Genomic DNA, 21365 nt, shown 5'->3' with positions numbered 1-21365 from the left:
AACATTCTCTAATGTATCGTCCAAGATTTTGCCTGTTGATATTCCGCCCAAAGGGTTTGATAGGCAACATTGGTTTGCAACAAGGCTTGGTGATTGCCTTGAGCGATGATTTTGCCGTTCTCTAAATAAATAATTTGATCGGCTTGGGTAATGCTAGACAGGCGATGTGCCACCATGATCACTGTTTTATTTTGCATCAGCGCATGAAATGCCTGCATTAAATCTGCCTCGTTTTTTGCATCGGAAAAGGCAGTGGGTTCGTCTAGCAATAAAATCGGGCGATTTTGTAAAAAGGCGCGGGCTATACTGATACGTTGTTTTTGTCCGCCTGACAATAATTGTCCGCGTTCACCCACTTTCGTTTGATATTGCTCCGGCAAAGTCATAATAAAGTCGTGAATGCGGGCTTGTTTGGCGGCATTGATAATCGCTTCCTCCGTCACATTTTCTATACCGTAAGCAATGTTCTCGGCAATAGAGCAAGAAAATAAGAAATTATCCTGAAATACGACCGAACAATATTTCATGAGTTGATCTTGTTCCATATGACGAATATCCGCACCACCTAAAGTGATTTTTCCGCTATCGACATCCCAAAAGCGCAACAGCAAATTGAGCAAGGTAGTTTTGCCGGAACCTGAAGTGCCAATAATGGCGGTAAAACTATTTTGCGACACGCTGAAGTCGATATTTTTCAGTGTTGCTTTGTCGGCATCATAGCTGAAATTGACCTGTTCAAATTGAACCGCATACCCCTTTGGCGTTTGTCGCGGTAAAAGTGCGGTGGCATTTTCCAACGTTTTTATTTCGTTAATGCGTTCAATGGCGGCACGGGAGCGTTCCAATAAATGAAACAGCCCCATGTAAGGATGCATGGTTTCAATTAACCCGGCGGCTAATACTAAAAAGGCAAAAAAGCCAAAGGTGGAAAGCAGCGCAAGCGAGTGTAAATACACGCCTAGCACGATCAAAAACAACATGATCGGCATTGGCGTAAAGAGCGAACGGGCAAGACGTGTTGGGGCGCCCACTTTGGCTAAAAAAGCGAAGATAACCTGATTAAAATTATCCAATGCGATGCTAAAACGGCTGTACGAACTTTGTCCCGCATCAAAGGTGCGAATCGTGCTCATACCTTGAATATATTCAATAATCGCGCTATTGATTCGGCTCACAGCAGCACCGTAATCACGATAATTCAACCGACTTTTTTGCATTAAACGCTGCAGAATCGTAAACAACACGACAAGGAAAATCACCACAGCCAATGCCATTTGCCAATTTAACCAAAACAATGCCGCCAACACGAAAATCGGTGTGGAATAAGCCTCCGCTTTAAGGGGCGGTGCATCGGCAACAAAGGTGTGCAATTCGTTTACGTCATCGCACAGTATTTTGGTTAAACCGCCTGACCCGATTTCATTGACTTTGCCTAACGATAATTGACTGATTTTTTTTGCAAGCTGTTGACGTAGCATTTTTTCCAATTCAAAGGCCGCATAATGAGATTTGTCGTGCGCTTTAATTTTGCAGGTGTAATACAAAATGGATGTGGCAAGCAGCGCGAAAATCTGCCAATAAGGAAACGTAAGAGATTGGCTGACGGTGAACACAATGTGGATCATCAAAAGCCAAATCCCGATTTTTAAGCCTTGCGCGAAGGTTGCCAACCACATTGAGGCGCGTAATTGCGCGGCAACAGGTTGGCAAATTTGTTGGTGCTGCTGACTCATTGTTTAAAATCTTAACTCGGTAGAAAGTCCAATTTGACGTTCCGGCTGACGGGTAATGTCGCCTGAGCGCGGTACGAGTAAGATATCTTTGCGTGAGTTAAGCACATTGTCGGCATAAAGCGTGATTCTGGCATGCTTAAAGTCGTACGCTAAATAAACATCAAGTTGGTCATAATGCCCTACTTTACCATTGGCTAAGTTGTCGGCAGTGGAATAATAACTGCTGTTGTAGCTGTAATTGGTACCAATTTCTAGATGGTCAAGAAGACGATAATTGGCCCCCACTTTTCCGCTGAAACTCGGTGCGCGAGCGAGTTTATTCCCTTCAATGCCGCTGTTTGGATAACGTTTGATATCGGTTTTTAACATCCCGATGCCCGCATTAAGTGCCAGTTTCTCCGTGGCCTGCCATTCGGTATTGATTTCTGCACCATAGGTGATGACTTTATCGGCATTGCGGATCACGATGGAGTTTGGACCAAGAGTGAACGGTAACTGCATGTCTTTATAGTCGTTATAGAATAGGTTGCTGTTAATGCGTAGGCGTTTATCTGCGGATGTCCAACGATGATAAAGTTCGTAGTTCCAGACATATTCCGCGTCATATTCATAGCTGGTGTACGGCACACCGAAGGTCACACCGGCACCGCCTGGATTGTAACCTTTGCCTACTTTAAAGCCTAAGCGTTGATCATCGTTAATTTTCCATGCAATGTCTGCTTTTGGCAGGAAGACATTGTATTTTTTATCCCGGTTGATGGAAAACATCGCACTTTTGCCTTTACGCTGATGATGTTCCTGTTCATAGCGAGCAGAAAGCGTTAATTCAAACGGAATATCCGGCGTAAAGGTAATTTCACCAAAGGCCGCCTTGGTTTTCGTTTTATCATTAAAATTTGTTGTAATCGGCGTGCGAGCAATGCGTCCGTTGAGCATCGTAACACTTTCATCTTGTTTCGCATTGAAATAGAACAAACCGAATAAACCACGGTATTTTTCGCTTTCGTATTTTACAATGGGTTCAATTTGGAATTCATTGCCATCAACACGAGCCGGAACACCTCGACGATTTGGCGGCAATGCGGTGTTGAATGGCGAAGTCGTTTTTCTATCGTGAATAAAGTGGGTATAAACCAATTTATTTTCCCATTTCCAATGCTCTGAGAGTTGATAGCCTATGTCCCAAATGGTGCTGGCAGAGCGAGTTTGGAATACCGGGCGTTCCGGCGTGTAACGTGGTGAATTAGGTTGTAATTCCGTTTCACTTTGTGGCGCTCGCGCATTTAAATGATTGAATGTTAAACGGCTATAGAGATCCGGCAATGCAGACGGGGTCCACAGTAATTTGGCGCGGGTGTTGGTGGCTTTAAACCAACGTGGGTTACCGACGGGATCATAATGCGGTAAATCCACAGCTGTTTCTCGTTGTTGATGATCTACGCTTAAACGAAACGCCAATTCGTCTTTCACCACCGGGCCTGAAATCAGGGCTGCTGTTTGTGCCAATCGATGATTTCCCATATTTAATTTCGCAGCGCCTTCCCATTCTTGCGTTGGGTCATTGCTGGTCATGACCACCGCACCGGCAATGGCGTTACGCCCTTGGGCATAGCTTTGCGCCCCACGGTAGATTTCCACCTGTTTCATATCCCAGAGGGATTTTGTACCGAATGCCAGTTCGTTATAGCTGGACGTTCTACCGTCAATTTGCATATTTAGTCTTGGGCGTGAACCGGCAAAAAATGCCACCGCACCTACCGCCGGGCCGGACCCGTCAACGCCACGCACAGTGGGTAAGTCATTGCCCAAGCCGGTGTCTAAAATATTCACATCGCGTTTTAATAATTGGGTCGCAGACAGTAAATTGGCTTCTCGTTTGAGTTGTTCGGCGGTTACCACGGAGGTGCTTGAACCGGTAGAGGATTGACTACGTTCGAATTTTTCACCGGTCACAGTGATTTCGTCTAGTACTGTGGTCTGCTGACTTTCTTCGGCATGGGTAGAAAAAGAATAGGCACTCATCAGGCAAAGGCTGATAAAACTGAGTCGTGGGGATAACTTGTTCATGGGTTCTCCTAGGCTTCATTTTGGTTTAAAGTTTACACTTTTTGCATTAACTGATTAATAATGTAAACCTAACACAATCACAATACGAAAGTAAATAAGAATTTTTCTCAAATTTGACATTTGACAATTAAAGGCTTTCGGCTATGTTATTGCCCCTTAAGGAGCGAACCATGAAAAAAGATATTTTTTTGAAACAGGTTGCCACTGAACTGTTTTATCAACAAGGCTGGAGATTAGCCTCTGTCGCAGAAATTTGTCGGGCGGCAGGGGTAAGTCGAGTGACGTTTTATAAATATTTCCCTACCAAGCAAGATTTAGTGAAAAGTATTTTTGAAGAACAAAAAAATAATATGCGGCGGGAATTTGATAGATTGTTAGCCACAGAGGCAGATTTAGCCACGGTGATCCAGCAGATTTTGACGATGCAGCAAGAATCCATGGCAACGTTGTATTCCACCGCCGTATTACATGATTTAAATCATGATCAAGATGAAACCTTACAGGCTTTTTTTCGGCAAATGGCACAGGAAAAATATCTCTATATGCACTATTTTTTCAGCACGTTACAACAACGCAAAAGCGTGCGGGATGATTTTCCTGTGATTTTAATTGATGTGTTGATTCAAAAAATGGATGAAATGATTCATTCTTCGGTCTTACAACAACATTATGCCGGCAAAGAACAGCAACTCTTTAAAGATGTGTTACAGCTTTTTATGCATGGCATTGCTTATCAGAAAAACGCTGCCTGATTCTTTGAGTAAAAACATTTCAAAAACTAACCGCACTTAGCATGGAGGATGACGGCATCAGGCAGCGTTCGTCATGATTTCCGGTTATAACATATAAAAAACCGTTCTTTCCTTAAAAAATTGTCTTCTTTTTATAATGCACGAAAATCTTGTTTCGTTTTGAATTACATATGAATTGGCAATATATCTGGAACACCTTACCACGTTTTATTGATGCGACTTGGATAACGTTGCAGCTTTCTTTCTGGGCGATTGTCCTTTCGTTGTTCATCGGTTTTTTCTGCGCCATTGTGACGACATATAAAGTGCGTATGCTCAATCCCATTGTGAAATTTTATATTGAACTTTCCCGCAACACGCCTTTGTTGATTCAGGTTTTTTTCCTGTATTTCGGCTTATCTAAGGTGGGTATCAAATTAGACGGCTTTACTTGTGCGGTGATTGGCCTTGCGTTTTTAGGGGGAAGTTATATGTCAGAAGCCATTCGGGGTGGTTTGGAAGCGATTCCCCGTGCTCAGTTGGAATCAGCGTTAAGTTTAGGGTTGACACCGGCACAAGCCTTTCGTTATGTCTTATTCCCCCAAGCCTTTGCGGTTGCTGCACCGGCGATCGGCGCTAACAGTTTATTTTTAATGAAAGAAACTTCCGTGGTCAGTGCGATTGCCATTGCGGAGTTAATGTTTATGGCAAAAGAGATTATCGGCATGGATTACAAAACGAATGAAGCCCTCTTTTTATTAGTGGTGTTTTATTTGTTGATTTTATTACCGGTGTCATTGTTTATCACTTACTTGGAACGTCGTACACGGAGAGCGAAATATGGGGCTTAATGTGTTATTTGAAGGGAGTAATTTTGAACGGTTATTGGGTGGTCTCTGGGTAACGGCAAAAATTGCCTTTGTCTCTGTCTTCTTCGCCTGCATTCTCGGTATTCTTCTTGGCTTGTTGATGACAAGCAAAAATCGCCTGATTCGTGCTGTTTGCCGTTTTTATTTGGAATTTGTCCGTATTATTCCGTTATTGGTATTGTTATTTATTACCTATTTCGGGGTGGCAAAATGGTTTAATACGCATATTGATGGCGTGACTGTTTGTATTTGGGTCTTCATTTTTTGGGGAACCGCGGAAATGGGCGATTTAGTGCGTGGTGCCTTGACGTCTATTGAAAAACATCAGACAGAATCTGCTTATGCCTTGGGTTTAACGCCATTACAAACGTTTCGTTATATTTTATTGCCACAAAGTTTGAAACGTGTTACGCCAAGTGCCATTAACTTGTTTACACGCATGGTGAAAACCAGTTCGCTTGCTATGTTAATCGGTGTATTGGAAGTGATTAAAGTCGGGCAGCAGATTATTGAAACCTCCCTGTTTACGGAACCCTCCGCTGCCTTGTGGATTTATGGTGTGATTTTCTTGTTATATTTTGTGATTTGCTATCCGTTATCCTTATTTTCACGTTATTTAGAAACCTATTGGGAAAAATAGAAGGTGTATATGCCCTTATTAGAAATTAAAAATTTAGTGAAATATTACGGTGAAACCCTTGCCTTAAATGGAATTAATTTATCCGTTGAAAAAGGCGAGGTGGTGGTAATTTTAGGTCCATCCGGCTGCGGTAAAAGTACGCTCTTACGTTGTATTAACGGCTTAGAGGAGATAAAGAGCGGTCAATTAATTTTGCAAAATGAAGGCGTATTGGGCAAAGATTTGCCTTGGGTGAAAGCTCGACAACATATTGGCATGGTGTTCCAAAGCTATGAATTATTTCCGCATATGTCGGTCATCGACAATATTTTGCTCGGCCCGCTTAAAGTGCAGAAACGCCAACGTGCTGAAGTAGAAGCTCAAGCCGATATATTACTGAAACGGGTTGGATTGTTTGAGCGTAAAAATGCCTATCCGCGCGAGTTATCGGGCGGACAGAAACAACGCATCGCCATTGTGCGTTCTTTGTGTATGAATCCCGATATTATGCTGTTTGACGAAGTCACCGCCGCACTTGACCCGGAAATGGTGCGTGAAGTGTTGGATGTGATTTTAGGCTTAGCGAAAGACGGCATGACGATGCTTATCGTGACCCATGAAATGTCTTTTGCCCGCCAAGTGGCGAATCGCATTGTGTTTATGGATAAAGGACAAATCGTTGAACAGGCTTCGCCATCAGATTTCTTCACTAATCCGCAAACCGACCGTGCGAAAACCTTTCTTAACATTTTAAATTACGAACCCAGAGGAGTTAACTATGAACAAAACATTTAAAAAAGTGACCGCACTTTTCGCCACCGCATTATTGGCAATGGGCTTAACTGCCTGCAACGATAAAGAAGGCAAAACAGAATCAGCGGCTTCATCAACGATTGAGCAACTCAAACAAGCCGGCAAAGTGCGTATTGGCGTATTTAGTGACAAACCGCCATTCGGCTATGTGGACAGTCAAGGCAAAAGCCAAGGATTTGATGTGGAAATCGCCAAAGCCATCACCAAGGATTTATTGGGCGATGAAAATAAAGCGGAATATGTGTTAGTTGAAGCAGCTAACCGCGTGGAATACCTCACCTCCAATAAAGTGGACATTATCCTTGCCAACTTCACCGTTACGCCTGCCCGTGCGGAAGTGGTGGATTTCGCGAAACCTTACATGAAAGTAGCCTTAGGTGTGGTGTCAAAAGACGGATCAGTGATTACCGATGTGAACCAATTAAAAGGCAAAACCTTGTTAATCAATAAAGGTACCACCGCAGATGCGTATTTCACTAAAAATTATCCTGACATCAAACTGTTGAAATTTGAGCAAAATACCGAAACCTTCGAAGCTTTACGTGACGGTCGTGGCGATGCGCTTGCCCATGACAACACATTGTTGTTTGCCTGGGCGAAAGAAAATCCGGGCTTTACAGTGGGCGTGAAAAATTTAGGTGATCAAGATTTCATTGCGCCGGCAGTGAGAAAAGGGGATACCGAATTGTTGAACTGGTTAAATGCTGAAATTGAAAAATTAGGCAAACAAGGCGTGTTAAAACAAGCCTATGAAAAAACCTTAAAGCCAATTTATGGCGATGCCATTACGGAAGCAGATGTGGTGGTGGAGTATAAATAACTAAACGCCTTCATAAAAACGCCCTGTTATGTGAAAATAGGGCGTTGTTGTTTGTTTAAGCATAACAACCTTTGGGGTATAAATTTTGGCGATTCAATTACAGTCGTTTTTTATTCTGAATGCCCTTTTACGTTTATTTTTCCTTCCGCCAATTCATCCCAAAATTCATCCAAAACTGACCGCACTTCAGTCGTGCAACTACAACAGCATTTACGGTGTTAGGTGTTTTTTTACGGTTGTACTTGGTGAGCGGTGATCTTCATACCACAACCAGGTGAGGGAGATTGATATATCGCTTGCCTTTTACCCCGCGCTTAATTTCTTTTACAATAAGCCCGCTAATTACCTAACAGGAGGCATTTATTATGATAAACAGAAGACGTTTTATTCAAATTGGCGCGACCAGCGTGTTGGCGCTCAGTTGCCATCGCATGGCGTTCGCGAAAAGCGATAATCAAGTTGATTTACGCATTATCGGTACTACTGATATTCACAGTTTTTTGACGGATTTTGACTATTACAAAGACGCGCCGACAGAGAAATTTGGTTTTACCCGTGCGGCAAGTTTGATTCGTCAAGCTCGTGCAGAAGTGAAAAACAGTGTGTTGGTGGATAACGGCGATTTGATTCAAGGCAACCCGATTGCCGATTATCAAGCGGCAGTGGGCTATAAAGAAGGTAAACCAAACCCGGCGGTGGATTGCTTAAATGCCATGCATTATGAAGTGGGGACATTGGGTAACCATGAGTTTAACTACGGTTTGGATTATTTAGCCGATGCGATTAAACAGGCGAAGTTCCCGATTGTGAACGCCAACGTGGTGAAAGCGGGAACTGAGGAGCCTTATTACACACCTTACGTGATTCAGGAAAAAACAGTGGTGGACAACAAAGGCAAGTCGCATAAGCTAAAAATCGGTTATATTGGTTTTGTGCCGCCGCAAATTATGGTGTGGGATAAAGCCAATTTAACGGGCAAAGTGGAAACCCGCGACATTGTAAAAAGCGCGCAAAAATATGTACCGGAAATGAAGAAAAAAGGCGCGGATATTATCGTGGCGTTGGCGCACACCGGCCCATCCGACGAGCCGTACCATGAAGGCGCAGAAAACTCCGCGTTCTATCTTGCCGATGTGCCGCACATTGACGCGGTGATTTTCGGTCATTCCCACCGCTTGTTCCCAAATAAAGAATTTGCCAAATCACCGAACGCAGATATTGCCAAAGGCACCGTAAAAGGCGTACCGGAAAGTATGGCGGGCTATTGGGCGAACAATATCAGTGTCGTAGATTTAGTATTGAGCGAGCATAACGGCAAATGGATTGTCACTGACGGCAAAGCAGTATTACGTCCGATTTATGATGCGGAAAACAAAAAAGCGTTGGCAGAAAATGACCCGGAAATGACCGCACTTTTAAAAGAAACCCATGAAGCGACCCGTAAATTCGTGGCACAACCGATTGGTAAAGCCACCGACAATATGTATAGCTATTTGGCCTTGGTGCAAGACGACCCGACCATTCAAATTGTTAACCAAGCGCAAAAAGCCTACGTGGAAAACGTTGCCCCAAGCGTACCGGTGATGGCTGGCTTACCAATTTTAAGTGCAGGCGCACCGTTTAAAGCGGGCGGTCGTAAAAACGATCCAACAGGCTACACCGAAGTGAACAAAGGCGAGTTAACGTTCCGCAATGCGGCAGATTTGTATTTGTATCCAAATACCTTGGTCGTGGTGAAAGTCAGTGGCGAACAACTGAAAGAATGGTTGGAATGCAGCGCAGGGATGTTTAAGCAAATCGATCCGGCGAGCGATAAACCACAATCTTTATTGGATTGGGATGGCTTCCGTACCTATAACTTCGATGTGATCGATGGTGTCAATTACGAATACGATTTGACCCAACCGCCACGTTATGACGGCGAGTGCAAGTTAATCAATCCGGATGCACACCGTGTAGTGAATCTGACTTACCAAGGCAAACCGGTGGATCCGAAAGCGGAATTTTTAATCGCCACCAATAACTACCGTGCTTATGGTAATAAATTCCCGGGCACCGGCGACAAGCACATTGTTTACGCTGCGCCGGATGAAAACCGTCAAGTGCTGGCGGATTACATCAAAGCCACCAGTGAAAAAGAGGGCGCGGTGAACCCAAGTGCTGATAAAAACTGGCGTTTTGTGTCGATCAAAGGCAACGATAAATTAGATGTCCGTTTTGAAACGTCACCAAGTGAACAGGCGGCAAAATTTATTAAAGAAAACGCCCAATACCCAATGAAACAGGTGGGTACGGATGAAGTGGGATTTGCGGTGTATCAAATTGATTTGACGAAATAATCAAAATTAAACTTGATCATTATATATTTAGATATATAATGAACTCGTTTGTTTAATGTTAAGATTGTCGTCATACTTAAACACAGGGCTAGTACAAAAACTCCCCCACGTCTTTTTGAAAGATATTTGTACTAGCCATTTTTTTCTTCTTATTCCCCCTCAAAAGCTTTACTATTAAAGCTTTCTTTCTTCTTTTTAGAGATACATTTATGCATAACCTTGCGCTCGAAAAACAGCTCAATCAAAAATTAAATAGCCGATTGATTGTCGACTATTGCCCTAATGGACTTCAAGTTGAAGGCAAATCGGAAATCCGGAAAATCGTCACAGGAGTAACCGCCAGCCAAGCGCTGATTGACTATGCGGTAGCACAAAACGCCGATGCCTTGCTGGTGCATCACGGCTATTTTTGGAAAAACGAAGATCCTTGTATTCGGGGTATGAAAGGCAATCGGATTCGTACCTTATTAACCCATGGAATCAATTTATATGCGTATCACTTGCCTTTGGATGTTCATCCTGAATTAGGTAACAACGCACAACTTGCGGCATTATTAGGCATTGAAAATTTGCAACCGTTAGAACAAGGGGCAACCAGCATTCCTATGTGGGGAAATTTAAAACACCCTTTAACGGGCGAACAATTTGCTGAGCGCATTGCACAAGTTTTGCATCGCCAGCCGTTAATTTGTATCGAAAACGGACCGCACTTTATTCATAAAATTGGCCTCTGCACCGGTGGCGGGCAAGGTTATATCGATCTTGCCGCACAACAAGGCTGTGATGCTTTTATTACCGGTGAAGTGTCTGAACAAACCATCCACAGTGCAAGAGAACAGGGCATCCATTTTTTTGCGGCTGGTCATCATGCGACCGAACGGTATGGGGTCAAAGCCTTCGGAGAATGGTTAGCAAAAGAATACGGATTGGATGTTGAATTTAAGGATATGGATAATCCAGCGTAAAATACGGCGCTTTTAATAAGAAGGCAAGATAAAGGTAAGAGGCATTGGCGGAAGATCGTAGGAGTTGAACCTACCCGAGACTGCTGGCAGCCTCAACAGGATTTGAAGTCCTGCCGCTTCACCGGAAACGACGATCTTCCCTTTAAAAAATCGTGCTAACTTTAGCGTAAAAGCCGAGGTGTTTCAAGAGAAACGGTAAAAAATTTACTTTTGTTAGTGCGGGAAATAGTGCTTTAGATTATAATCGCAAGGATTTTTTGCTTTATTTTTATAGGATACATTTCATGGTAATGGAAAAACTACACGGAGCTTCAACCAGCTGGGCTTCTAAGTTTCTTTTTGGTTTTATTACTGTCACATTTGTTATCAGTTCGATGGCAGGCTATCTTTATACTCGCGTTGATAATTCTGCGGCAAAAGTCAATGGCGAAGAGATTTCACAGCACACGTTCCAAAATCAATATAATGCTGCCTCCCGTAATTTAAGTCCGCAAGATGCCGATTCGCCGGCGCAAATCACTCAGCTCAAAACACAAATTTTAGCGTCTTTAATTAACCAAGAATTATTACGCCAATATGCGAATGATCTTAAATTAGGTGTCAGTGACGACCGTGTTAAACAAGAGATCGTGACGACACCGTCTTTCCAAAATAACGGAAAATTTGACAATACCCTCTATCAGCAAATGCTACAAAGTAATGGCATTTCCGCTGAAACCTATGCCGGCTATGTACGAGAAGCATTGCGTTTAGAACAGCTTCAAAATGCGTTGGCAGCCACGATGTTTAGCGTTCCGGTGCAACAGGAAGCATTGGAAAAATTATTTTTCCAACGTCGTCAAGTGCGTTTTGCGAAGTTATCGCTTTTGGATGAAATTGAGAAACAAAGCGTAACCGATGAGGAAATCCAAGCTTACTATGAGGCGCATAAAGCGGAATTTACCCTTCCGGAACAGGTTAAGGTGCAATATCTTGATTTATCCGGTGCGAACATGGAAAAAAATATGAATGTGACTGATGTAGAAATTGCGCAGTATTATCAAGATAATAAAGCGCAATTTACGACACAAGGTCAGCAACATTTAGCCCATATTCAAGTAAAAACCGAGCAACAAGCGCAGGATTTATATCATCAATTACAACAAGGGGCTGTCTTTGAGGAGTTAGCGAAAAATCACTCTATCGATCCAACCAGTTCAGAAAAGGGCGGTGATTTAAGTTGGGTAAGTGCGGGTGAATTTCCAGCCGTTTTTGAAGAGGCGGCAAATGCGTTAGAGGTTGGAAAATATAGTCAACCGATAAAAGTGGATGGCAATTACCATATTATTTTAGTGAAAGAACGCAAACCTGCGAAAGTGTTACCTTTAGATGAGGTAAAAGCCGAAATCGCTGCACAAATTCGTCAAAATTTAATGGGTAACCAATTCTTTTCTATTGAAAAACGCGTAGCAGATAAAGCTTTTGAAGACGCGTCTTCATTAAAAGCTGCCGCAGATGAGGCTGGCGTGAAAGTTCAGGAAACCGGCTATTTCTCTCGTAAGGATGTGCCGTCAGAATTAAATTATCCGAATGTCACGTCGGCAATTTTTGATTCTGATCTTTCTCAAGGCGGTAGCAATTCTGAGCCGATGAGTGTAGGCGAGCAACATTCTTTAGTGGTACGTGTGCTTGATCATAAACCTCAGTCCACCCGATCCTTGGAGGATATGAAGGGCGAAATCGCAGCAACATTAAAACACCAAAAAGCTGAAGTCATTGTGTTAGCGCAGGCGGATAAGTTTGTACAAGATTTGACGGCTGGGAAAGCCGTAGAGGGATTAAATTTTGGTGAAGCCCAAACATGGATTTTTGCCGAAACGAAAGATCCTGTCCTTGGAGACGTTATTTTCTCAATGAAAAAACCGGCTGATGGCAGCGTGACTTATAAGGCCGCTAAAAACGCAGAAGGTGGCGTAGTGATTGTGGCGTTGGATAACGTTGAGGACGGTAAGTTAACTGCCTCAGAGAAAAAACAATTTGCAGCACAATTAGAACAAACCGATCGCATCAGTTTGCAAAATAGCCTATTAAATGCGCTACGCGCTAAAGCGAAAATCGAGATAAACGACGCATTTATTAACCAAGAGCAATAATCAAGCGTAATGCCTATGATTTCATAGGCATTATTTTTGAGCTAAATTTAAGAAACCGTATGCTTTAATGTATGCATCGCGATTCTTTTCGCAGTGAACCGTTTAATATGAAGGAGATAAAAAATGAAATTAGTCGAAGTCAAACATCCATTGGTGAAACACAAATTGGGTTTAATGCGTGCAGCAGAAATTAACACGAAAAAATTCCGTGAATTAGCCACCGAAGTCGGAAGCCTATTAACTTATGAAGCCACATCGGATTTAGAAACAGAAAAAGTGATTATTGATGGTTGGTGCGGTCCGGTTGAAATTGACCAAATCAAAGGTAAAAAAGTCACTGTTGTACCGATTTTGCGTGCCGGTCTGGGTATGATGGACGGGGTGTTAGAACACGTTCCAAGTGCGCGTATCAGCGTTGTGGGGATGTACCGTAATGAAGAAACCCTTGAGCCGGTACCTTATTTCCAAAAATTAGCCAGCGATTTAGATGAACGTTTAGCTATCGTTGTTGACCCGATGCTAGCAACCGGTGGTTCTATGATCGCAACCATCGATTTGCTCAAACAAAAAGGGTGCAAACACATTAAAGTTTTAGTATTAGTTGCTGCACCGGAAGGTCTTGCTGCATTAGAAAAAGCGCATCCGGACATTGAATTATACACCGCGGCAATTGATGATCACTTAAACGAAAACGGGTATATCATTCCGGGTTTAGGTGATGCAGGCGATAAAATTTTTGGTACCAAATAATCCTGAAACCGAAAATTTTATTAACAGGTTAGGCGGATTTTTATCCGCCTTTTTGCGGTAAAAAGAAACAAAAAACATTTCGAAAAATGACCGCACTTTTTAAGTTAATTCAGACAGCGAGTTGAAACTTACATGACAAATACAACACAAGCTCCCATCACGGAGCAACAGAGTTCCGTTAAACAAGCATTTGTGGGTTTACAAATGCTATTCGTTGCCTTTGGTGCATTGGTTTTAGTGCCGTTAATTACCGGATTAGATGCTAATACTGCCTTGCTTACTGCCGGTATCGGTACTTTATTATTCCAACTTTGCACCGGCAAACAAGTGCCGATTTTCTTGGCATCTTCTTTTGCCTTTATTGCGCCGATCCAATACGGCGTTGCCACTTGGGGGATTCCTGTCACCATGGGCGGCTTAGCCTGTGCCGGCTTGGTTTATTTGGCACTGAGCGCTTTAGTTAAATTACGTGGTGCCGCGGCATTGGAACGCATTTTCCCTCCGGTGGTTGTCGGCCCCGTGATTATTATCATCGGTATGGGCTTAGCGCCGGTCGCCGTTGATATGGCACTCGGTAAAAATAGCGCTTACCAATACAATGATGCTGTTTTAGTGTCTATGGTAACCCTCATCACCACCTTGTGTGTGGCCGTCTTCTCCAAAGGGTTAATGAAACTTATCCCGATTATGTTCGGTATTGCGGTGGGCTATATCCTATGTCTTTTCATGGGGCTCATTAATTTCCAACCGGTTTTAGATGCACCTTGGTTTAGTTTGCCAAACATCACCACACCGGAATTTAAATTAGAAGCCATTTTATATTTACTGCCAATTGCCATTGCGCCCGCTGTGGAGCACGTTGGTGGCATTATGGCGATTAGTTCCGTGACCGGCAAAGACTTCATCAAAAAACCGGGATTACACCGCACTTTGTTAGGTGATGGTATCGCAACGAGCGCAGCATCATTATTAGGCGGTCCGCCAAATACAACCTATGCAGAAGTCACCGGTGCGGTCATGCTCACCCGTAATTTCAATCCAAACATCATGACTTGGGCGGCGGTCTGGGCAATTGCGATTTCCTTCTGTGGAAAAGTCGGTGCCTTTTTATCTACTATCCCAACCATCGTGATGGGCGGTATCATGATGTTAGTATTCGGTTCCATTGCCGTTGTGGGCATGAGCACCTTGATCCGCGCCAAAGTCGATGTCACCGAAGCACGTAACCTTTGCATCATTGCTGTGGTCATGACATTTGGGATCGGTAACATGTTCGTTGATGTCGGTGGCGTGTCCTTAAAAGGAATCAGTCTTTGCGCCGTGGTTGCCATTATTTTGAACTTGGTATTACCTAAAGCGAAAAACGAAGCCGCATAAAACGCCTCTCTTACCGTCATTAGCGGAGAGGAAAAATATCCGCTAATGACTTTCTAATTTTAAAAATTTCGTTTATTCTTACCGCACTTTATTTCAGTATTTTTGGTATTTGATTTGAGCGAGCCACATTTCCAACTTCCTCTCCCCATTCATCAATTTGATAATGACACGCTGGAAAATTTCTACGCGGAAAACAATCAGCTTCTGCTCAGCTCGTTACAAAAAAACTTTTCTCACCTTAGCCAACCTTTTTTCTATCTTTGGGGGCAGCGTGGTTGTGGGAAAAGCCATCTATTAAAAGCCATTTGTCATCATTACTTAACGCATCAACGCCCTGCCTTATATGTGCCTTTGAACAAAGCACAATATTTCTCTCCGGCAGTACTGGAAAATCTAGAGCAACAAGAATTAGTGTGTTTGGATGATTTACAAGAGGTGATTGGTAATCCGGATTGGGAAGTGGCTATTTTCGATTTAATCAATCGAATCAGAGAGACCGGAAAAACGCTTTTAGTGATCGGCGCGGATCAATCGCCGACCAATTTATCGATCCATTTACCGGATTTGGCTTCTCGTCTTACATGGGGCGAAGTGTATCAATTAATGCCGTTAAATGATCAGCAAAAAATCACGGTCTTACAACTGGCAGCACATCAGCGCGGCATTGAATTGCCTGACGAAACGGCTAATTTTCTCTTCAAACGTTTAGAACGGGATATGAAAACCTTATTTAATGCGTTAGAAAAACTCGATCAGGCCTCATTACAGGCGCAACGTAAACTAACGATTCCCTTCGTTAAAGAAATTTTATCTTTATAATTGCTGTTACAACCATCTGCGAGTACGTTGGCAGTACGCCGTAAATGCATCACCAAAAATATTTTGTAAATTTTCCTCTTCCCGCTTAATTTGAAATTCGGTGATATACCACACAAATAGCATCACACCTAATATGGCTGACAACGAGCCAAGGTAAGCATTCCACGCCAATAAAACAAAGGCTAAGCCTAGATACATTGGATTACGACTGTATTGATAAATTCCATTCGTCACTAATTGTGAGGCTTTTTCGATTTTTAGTGGATCAATCGTGGTTTTAGCGAATAAAAATTGTAAGACGCTCATCATGCCGATCATGCAACCCATTCCGCCAAGTACAATCACCAACCACAATGGAGATGGAAATTGCCAAACAGGTGGGAGCATTTTCATTAGCAAAGCACAGAAGACAAAAATTAATGGGGGTGGAATAGGGATTTTGCGTTGATTATTCGCCATGAGGTTCCTCATTGTTAAAAGAAAGGCTTGGTTTTCCCAAGCCTTAAAAACTATAAATTATTTAACCGCACTTGAATGAGTTGTAGCTCTAACGGGGTGGCATTTTGCTGGGCTTGTTGATAAGCGCTTTTCGCAGCCTCCTTATCTCCTTTCGCCAACTGAATATCGCCAACTAAGATATTTTTAGCGCCATTCCAAGCCTCATCTTTCACTAATTTCAAACTGTCTAACGCCGGATCAAATTGTCCAAGCTGGAATTGTACTGCCGCCAAACGCAACGCCGTTACAGAAGATAAAATATCATCCGTTGATTGTGCCACCGCTTGTTTTAACGCCTCTTCAGCCTGCGTAAAATCTTGTTTTTCAACAGCAATTTTTGCTTTATCTAACAAGGCTAACACCGCGTAGGCAGTTTTCTCATTGTTTTTAATGAATTGAGCAAATTGCGCTTCTTGTGCTTGTGGATCTTTTTTATAGTTAAACAACACTTGCTCATATTCAGCAGAAACATTGTGGATTTTTTGTAGCTGATAAGATTGCCAATAGTTCCAGCCGAATACGCCAACACAGGCAATCACAAAACAAGCAATAATAAACTTATAGTTTTCTTGCCACCACGCCTTAATCGCACTGAGTTCTTGTTCTTCTTCAATGGTATATGCCATGTTTTTTCCTTATTTGAATGTGTTTTGAATGTGATTGATGATGTCGCTTAATGCCACAACGGCTTGTTCGCTATGTTGCAACAAGTCTTTTACCACCACTTGTTGGTTTTTCACTTCATCTTCGCCGATGACTAAGGCTAACTTCGCACCACTTTTATCGGCACGTTTAAATTGCTTTTTGAAATTCCCGCCGCTGCAGTGTAAAAGCGTACGTAAGTGCGGTAAGTCTGAACGAAGTTTTTCCGCCAAATTAAAGGCTGCCACGGTAGTGCCTTCACCTTGATAAACGATGTAAATATCCACCGCACTTGGCAAGGTAATCTGTGTATTTACTTCTTGTACCAACAGTACCAAACGCTCCAAGCCCATAGCAAAACCAACACCACTTGTGGCATGACCGCCTAGCTGTTCAACCAACCCATCGTAACGACCACCACCGCAGACTGTGCCTTGTGCGCCTAAAGCGGAAGTCACCCATTCAAATACGGTTTTGTTGTAATAATCCAAGCCGCGCACCAATTTTTGATTGATTTCGTACTGAATGCCTAAATTATCCAGCAAGGCGCATAATTGCGCAAAATGTTCGCGGGAATCGTCATCAAGATAATCGTGTAATTTCGGTGCATCATTTAGCACTTCTTGAACACGTTGATCTTTACTGTCTAAAATGCGTAACGGATTGGTGGTTAAACGACGCTTGCTGTCTTCATCTAAAATATCGATGTGATTTTGTAAAAAATCGACCAAGGCTTGACGATAATTTTTGCGCGCCTCTAATGAACCAATGGAGTTTAGTTGAAGCGTGACATGGTCAAAAATGCCTAAATCCTTCCATAAACGGGCGGTTAAGGCGATAAGCTCCGCATCAATTTCCGGATTAGGAATTCCGAAAATCTCCACACCAACCTGATGGAACTGACGGTAACGGCCTTTTTGCGGACGCTCATAACGGAACATTGGCCCCATATACCATAAGCGTTGTTCTTGGTTGTACAACAAACCATGTTCAATACCTGCGCGTACACAACCGGCTGTACCTTCCGGACGTAAAGTCAAACTTTCTTCATCACGGTCCTCGAACGTAAACATTTCTTTTTCCACGACATCGGTAACTTCACCGATAGCGCGAGCGAATAACGGTGTGCTTTCCACAATTGGCATACGGATCTCCGCGTAACCATATGCACTTAAAACAGACCGCACTTTATTCTCAACCCATTGCCATAGCGGGGTTTCTGTTGGTAAGCAATCGTTCATCCCACGAATTGCCTGAATAGTTTTTGCCACAATAACTTCCTGTGTTTATTAAAAATTAAAGAATACGATTTTTCGGATCTTGCTGCGCAACACGGGCGCGGATTTTCGCTTCTAATTGATTAATTAAATCGTCGTTATCAAAACGCTCTTTCTGACGCTCACCGTCAAGATAATAGCCGCTTTTCTTATTGCCTCCGGTGACGCCTAAATCAGATACCAACGCTTCTCCCGGACCATTGACGACACAACCGATAATTGACACATCCATCGGCGTAATAATATCTTCTAAACGCTGTTCAAGTGCATTCACGGTGCCAATTACATCAAATTCTTGACGGGAACAGGTTGGGCAAGCAATAAAGTTAATGCCACGAGAACGAATACGCAGTGATTTTAAAATATCAAAGCCCACTTTGATTTCTTCCACCGGATCGGCGGCTAAAGACACTCGTAGCGTGTCACCGATGCCTTCAGCCAACAACATTCCTAATCCGATGGCAGATTTTACTGCACCGGCACGCGCACCACCGGCTTCAGTAATGCCTAAATGCAGGGGCTGTTTAATGGCTTTCGCCAGTAAACGATAGGATTCCACTGCCAAATACACATCGGAGGCTTTAACGCTCACTTTAAATTGATCGAAGTTCAAACGATCTAAAATTTCAACATGGCGCAATGCCGATTCCAACAATGCTTGTGGTGTCGGTTCACCGTATTTTTCCTGAATGTCTTTTTCCAGTGAGCCGGCATTCACCCCAATACGAATGGGGATATTTTTATCTTTCGCGCAATCCACTACGGCGCGAATACGATCTTCACGTCCGATATTACCTGGATTGATGCGCAAGCAGTCCACACCATATTCAGCGACTTTCAACGCAATGCGATAATCAAAATGAATATCGGCGACTAATGGCACGCTCACTTGCTGTTTAATTAATTTAAAAGCTTCCGCCGCTTCCATGGTCGGCACAGACACACGCACAATATCGGCACCCACGCGCTCTAACGATTTGATTTGTGCGACCGTGGCTTCAACATCAGTCGTTCGTGTGTTGGTCATCGACTGTACTGCAATCGGTGCATCACCCCCGATGGGGACATTCCCGACATAAATTTTTGTGGATTCTCTACGCTGAATTTTTGGCTTTTCTAACATTGTTTACTCATTATTGAGGTAATTTAAATTTTGCGACACGTCCATCCACCGTCAACGGGAAGGCTTCGCCTTTATATGTAATTTTCACATTTGCCGGCGCACCGATGATCAAAGAATAAGGCTCTCCTTCACTGAAATTGAGGACATCGCCTTGCTTATATTCTTTTTGCGCTAACACTTTGCGGTTCTTGTCTTTCACACTGATCCAGCAATTACCGATAACTTCAATGAATAAAGCATCTTTTGTCGCAGCTGCAGAAACACTTGAATTTTCCATCGCACTTTGTTGTTGCGGCTGTTGCGGTTGCTGCGCCGTGGTTGCCTCTGCAGTTGATGCCGGTTTGGCGCCGGTGATTTTATCCATTTCCGCTTGTAATGCATTGGTTGGCACTGCTGCAGCAGATTCATTCGCCGATGGCGTTGCTGCGTTGCTTATTGCCGGGCTGTCCGCAGTAGAACCTGTTGCGGTAATAGCACCGGTAGCATCTTGCGGTTTGTCATTGGATACTGCAGCAGGCGTTGAAGTGGTTGCCATGGTTTGAGTGTAGGCGTTGACTAAATTATCGCGCTCTTCATTGGCATGCTGATGATTTTCCCACCACCACATTCCTGTCATGCCGATCACGACAAGCACCACCAACGCAGTTAAATAACCCACCCAACGATGATGTGATGTGTATTGATTGACAGCATGTGTCGCTCTTGCATTTTTGCCTAAATCATTTTCTTGGTCATGACCAAAATGTACTAAATTTGTCCATTCAGATTCCGGAATGCGTAAAAATTTAGCATAGTTTCGCACATAACCTCGCATGAATGTCGCCGGAACGGCTGCATTCACAAATTGATTTTCTTCCAGACTTTTTAAAATTGATGGGCGTAATGCGATAGCTTCGGCGACCTCTTCCAAAGAAAGGTGTAATGCTTCTCGCGCGATACGAAATTTATCACCGAGTGTTATTTCTGGTGAATCGGTTTGGCATTCTTGTGTGTTCATAAATGAAAGGTTTTTTTACTAAAATTTAACGGGTAAAGTTTAAGGTTGTCAGGCGTCTTTTGCAACTGTTATATAGTGTGATTCTGCGCCACGAGAGAATTTGTTAAGCATTTTGAGCGAAAAAATAAAGGCGGAAAATACGCTTGAAAAGAAGCGAATGAACAAGCAACAAAAACAGGGGAAAAATTCACCGCACTTTTTCGGTAATTTATCAGGCTATTTTGTGAATTGAGCGAATCTCTTTGCACGTTCTGGTGCGATCTTCTCAAGTGCGGTCAGATTTTCTTGGTAAATTTTCTGATCTTTCGCGGATAAGGCGCAGAGTGCCAAGTTTTCGTAAGTATCTGCTTGGTGATAATATTGCGGGCTATTTAATGCCTGTGTGAATTGTTTATAGGCCGCCTGATATTCCCCTTGAGCACACAAAAACGCACCGAAATTATTTAAGATGTCCCCTTGTTTATCATCCAATTTAATGGCTGTTAAATACGCTTGTTTAGCGCGTGCCATATCCCCTTGTTGTTGATAAAAATAGGCTAACGCAGCGTGCACCAAAGCGTATTTAGGGGCATAAGAAAGGGCTTTATCCAAATTTAATTTCGCTTGGCTGCCGTTTTGTTGTTGTAAATAACCTAATGCCAGTTCTACACGGGCTTTTGCCGCCGCCTGTTTATCAAAATCGGATGTGTCGGAATGGCTGACGCAGGCAGAAAGTAAAAAAGGAAAAATAAAGATCGCAAAACGGTAAAAGATAAACTGAATAGGGCGCATAATTTTTCCTCTCTTACTTATCA

At 43.0% G+C, this 21365-nt stretch carries 19 protein-coding genes and 1 tRNA gene; 11 read left to right on the top strand and 9 right to left on the bottom strand.

Annotated features, from left to right (window positions below):
* Window positions 1-8 precede the first annotated feature (8 nt).
* Together AC30SF_RS07605 and AC30SF_RS07600 are read right to left on the bottom strand one after the other, a co-directional pair.
* Window positions 9-1733 (bottom strand): ABC transporter ATP-binding protein, encoded by a 1725-nt coding sequence (locus AC30SF_RS07605; protein ID WP_489608058.1) that lies wholly within the window; start codon window positions 1731-1733, stop codon window positions 9-11.
* A 3-nt stretch (window positions 1734-1736) separates the two neighbouring features.
* Window positions 1737-3800: a TonB-dependent receptor gene (locus tag AC30SF_RS07600; RefSeq protein WP_489608057.1), complete on the bottom strand. Its 2064-nt coding sequence runs from the start codon at window positions 3798-3800 to the stop codon at window positions 1737-1739.
* Between the two features lie 170 nt (window positions 3801-3970).
* Here AC30SF_RS07600 and AC30SF_RS07595 point away from each other — a divergent pair, with 170 nt between their 5' ends.
* The 7 genes from AC30SF_RS07595 (at window position 3971) to AC30SF_RS07565 (ending at window position 10956) form a co-directional block, all read left to right on the top strand.
* Window positions 3971-4552: a TetR/AcrR family transcriptional regulator gene (locus AC30SF_RS07595; RefSeq protein WP_489608056.1), complete on the top strand. Its 582-nt coding sequence runs from the start codon at window positions 3971-3973 to the stop codon at window positions 4550-4552.
* A 170-nt stretch (window positions 4553-4722) separates the two neighbouring features.
* On the top strand, window positions 4723-5382 hold the full coding sequence (locus tag AC30SF_RS07590) for an amino acid ABC transporter permease (protein ID WP_021615968.1): 660 nt from the start codon (window positions 4723-4725) through the stop codon (window positions 5380-5382).
* On the top strand, window positions 5372-6040 hold the full coding sequence (locus AC30SF_RS07585; protein WP_006719332.1) for an amino acid ABC transporter permease: 669 nt from the start codon (window positions 5372-5374) through the stop codon (window positions 6038-6040). Before AC30SF_RS07590 ends, AC30SF_RS07585 begins: the two co-directional genes overlap by 11 nt.
* Before the next feature lie 9 nt (window positions 6041-6049).
* The gene (locus AC30SF_RS07580; protein ID WP_296026124.1) at window positions 6050-6814 is read left to right on the top strand and encodes an amino acid ABC transporter ATP-binding protein; all 765 of its coding nucleotides are present in this window, start codon (window positions 6050-6052) and stop codon (window positions 6812-6814) included.
* A complete protein-coding gene (locus tag AC30SF_RS07575; protein WP_489608055.1) occupies window positions 6798-7652 on the top strand; it encodes a cysteine ABC transporter substrate-binding protein in 855 nt (284 codons plus the stop codon). The genes AC30SF_RS07580 and AC30SF_RS07575 overlap by 17 nt, the downstream gene beginning before the upstream one ends.
* Window positions 7653-8017: 365 nt before the next feature.
* On the top strand, window positions 8018-9991 hold the full coding sequence (gene cpdB, locus AC30SF_RS07570; RefSeq protein ID WP_489608054.1) for a 2',3'-cyclic-nucleotide 2'-phosphodiesterase: 1974 nt from the start codon (window positions 8018-8020) through the stop codon (window positions 9989-9991).
* A 209-nt stretch (window positions 9992-10200) separates the two neighbouring features.
* On the top strand, window positions 10201-10956 hold the full coding sequence (locus AC30SF_RS07565) for a Nif3-like dinuclear metal center hexameric protein (protein ID WP_489608053.1): 756 nt from the start codon (window positions 10201-10203) through the stop codon (window positions 10954-10956).
* 45 nt (window positions 10957-11001) lie between these two features.
* Here AC30SF_RS07565 and AC30SF_RS07560 read toward each other — a convergent pair.
* Window positions 11002-11096: transfer RNA gene (locus AC30SF_RS07560), tRNA-Sec, on the bottom strand.
* A gap of 144 nt (window positions 11097-11240) precedes the next feature.
* On the opposite strand from AC30SF_RS07560, the gene ppiD reads away from it, so the two are divergent.
* The 4 genes from ppiD (at window position 11241) to hda (ending at window position 16034) form a co-directional block, all read left to right on the top strand.
* On the top strand, window positions 11241-13088 hold the full coding sequence (gene ppiD, locus AC30SF_RS07555) for a peptidylprolyl isomerase (protein ID WP_489608052.1): 1848 nt from the start codon (window positions 11241-11243) through the stop codon (window positions 13086-13088).
* Between the two features lie 123 nt (window positions 13089-13211).
* Complete coding sequence (gene upp, locus AC30SF_RS07550) at window positions 13212-13838, top strand: uracil phosphoribosyltransferase (RefSeq protein ID WP_006719274.1); 627 nt, start codon at window positions 13212-13214, stop codon at window positions 13836-13838.
* Window positions 13839-13970: 132 nt separating this feature from the next.
* A complete protein-coding gene (locus AC30SF_RS07545) occupies window positions 13971-15215 on the top strand; it encodes a nucleobase:cation symporter-2 family protein (RefSeq protein ID WP_109128241.1) in 1245 nt (414 codons plus the stop codon).
* Between the two features lie 114 nt (window positions 15216-15329).
* Complete coding sequence (gene hda, locus AC30SF_RS07540; protein WP_489608051.1) at window positions 15330-16034, top strand: DnaA inactivator Hda; 705 nt, start codon at window positions 15330-15332, stop codon at window positions 16032-16034.
* A gap of 6 nt (window positions 16035-16040) precedes the next feature.
* Here hda and AC30SF_RS07535 read toward each other — a convergent pair whose 3' ends face one another.
* The 6 genes from AC30SF_RS07535 to pilW form a co-directional block, all read right to left on the bottom strand.
* Window positions 16041-16493 (bottom strand): methyltransferase family protein, encoded by a 453-nt coding sequence (locus AC30SF_RS07535; RefSeq protein WP_489608050.1) that lies wholly within the window; start codon window positions 16491-16493, stop codon window positions 16041-16043.
* Window positions 16494-16543: 50 nt separating this feature from the next.
* The gene (locus tag AC30SF_RS07530; protein ID WP_489608049.1) at window positions 16544-17158 is read right to left on the bottom strand and encodes a YfgM family protein; all 615 of its coding nucleotides are present in this window, start codon (window positions 17156-17158) and stop codon (window positions 16544-16546) included.
* 9 nt (window positions 17159-17167) lie between these two features.
* The gene (hisS, locus tag AC30SF_RS07525; protein ID WP_489608048.1) at window positions 17168-18445 is read right to left on the bottom strand and encodes a histidine--tRNA ligase; all 1278 of its coding nucleotides are present in this window, start codon (window positions 18443-18445) and stop codon (window positions 17168-17170) included.
* 25 nt (window positions 18446-18470) lie between these two features.
* The gene (ispG, locus tag AC30SF_RS07520) at window positions 18471-19574 is read right to left on the bottom strand and encodes a flavodoxin-dependent (E)-4-hydroxy-3-methylbut-2-enyl-diphosphate synthase (protein ID WP_021615982.1); all 1104 of its coding nucleotides are present in this window, start codon (window positions 19572-19574) and stop codon (window positions 18471-18473) included.
* A 10-nt stretch (window positions 19575-19584) separates the two neighbouring features.
* Window positions 19585-20571, bottom strand: coding sequence for a RodZ domain-containing protein (locus tag AC30SF_RS07515; protein ID WP_489608047.1), 987 nt, complete (start codon window positions 20569-20571; stop codon window positions 19585-19587).
* Window positions 20572-20787: 216 nt separating this feature from the next.
* Complete coding sequence (pilW, locus tag AC30SF_RS07510) at window positions 20788-21342, bottom strand: type IV pilus biogenesis/stability protein PilW (protein ID WP_376922179.1); 555 nt, start codon at window positions 21340-21342, stop codon at window positions 20788-20790.
* Window positions 21343-21365: the final 23 nt, after the last annotated feature.

Source organism: Aggregatibacter valvarum (genome assembly GCF_980468985.1).
Note: the sequence above shows the minus strand (reverse complement) of the source record. Positions and strands in the feature narration are given on the sequence as shown.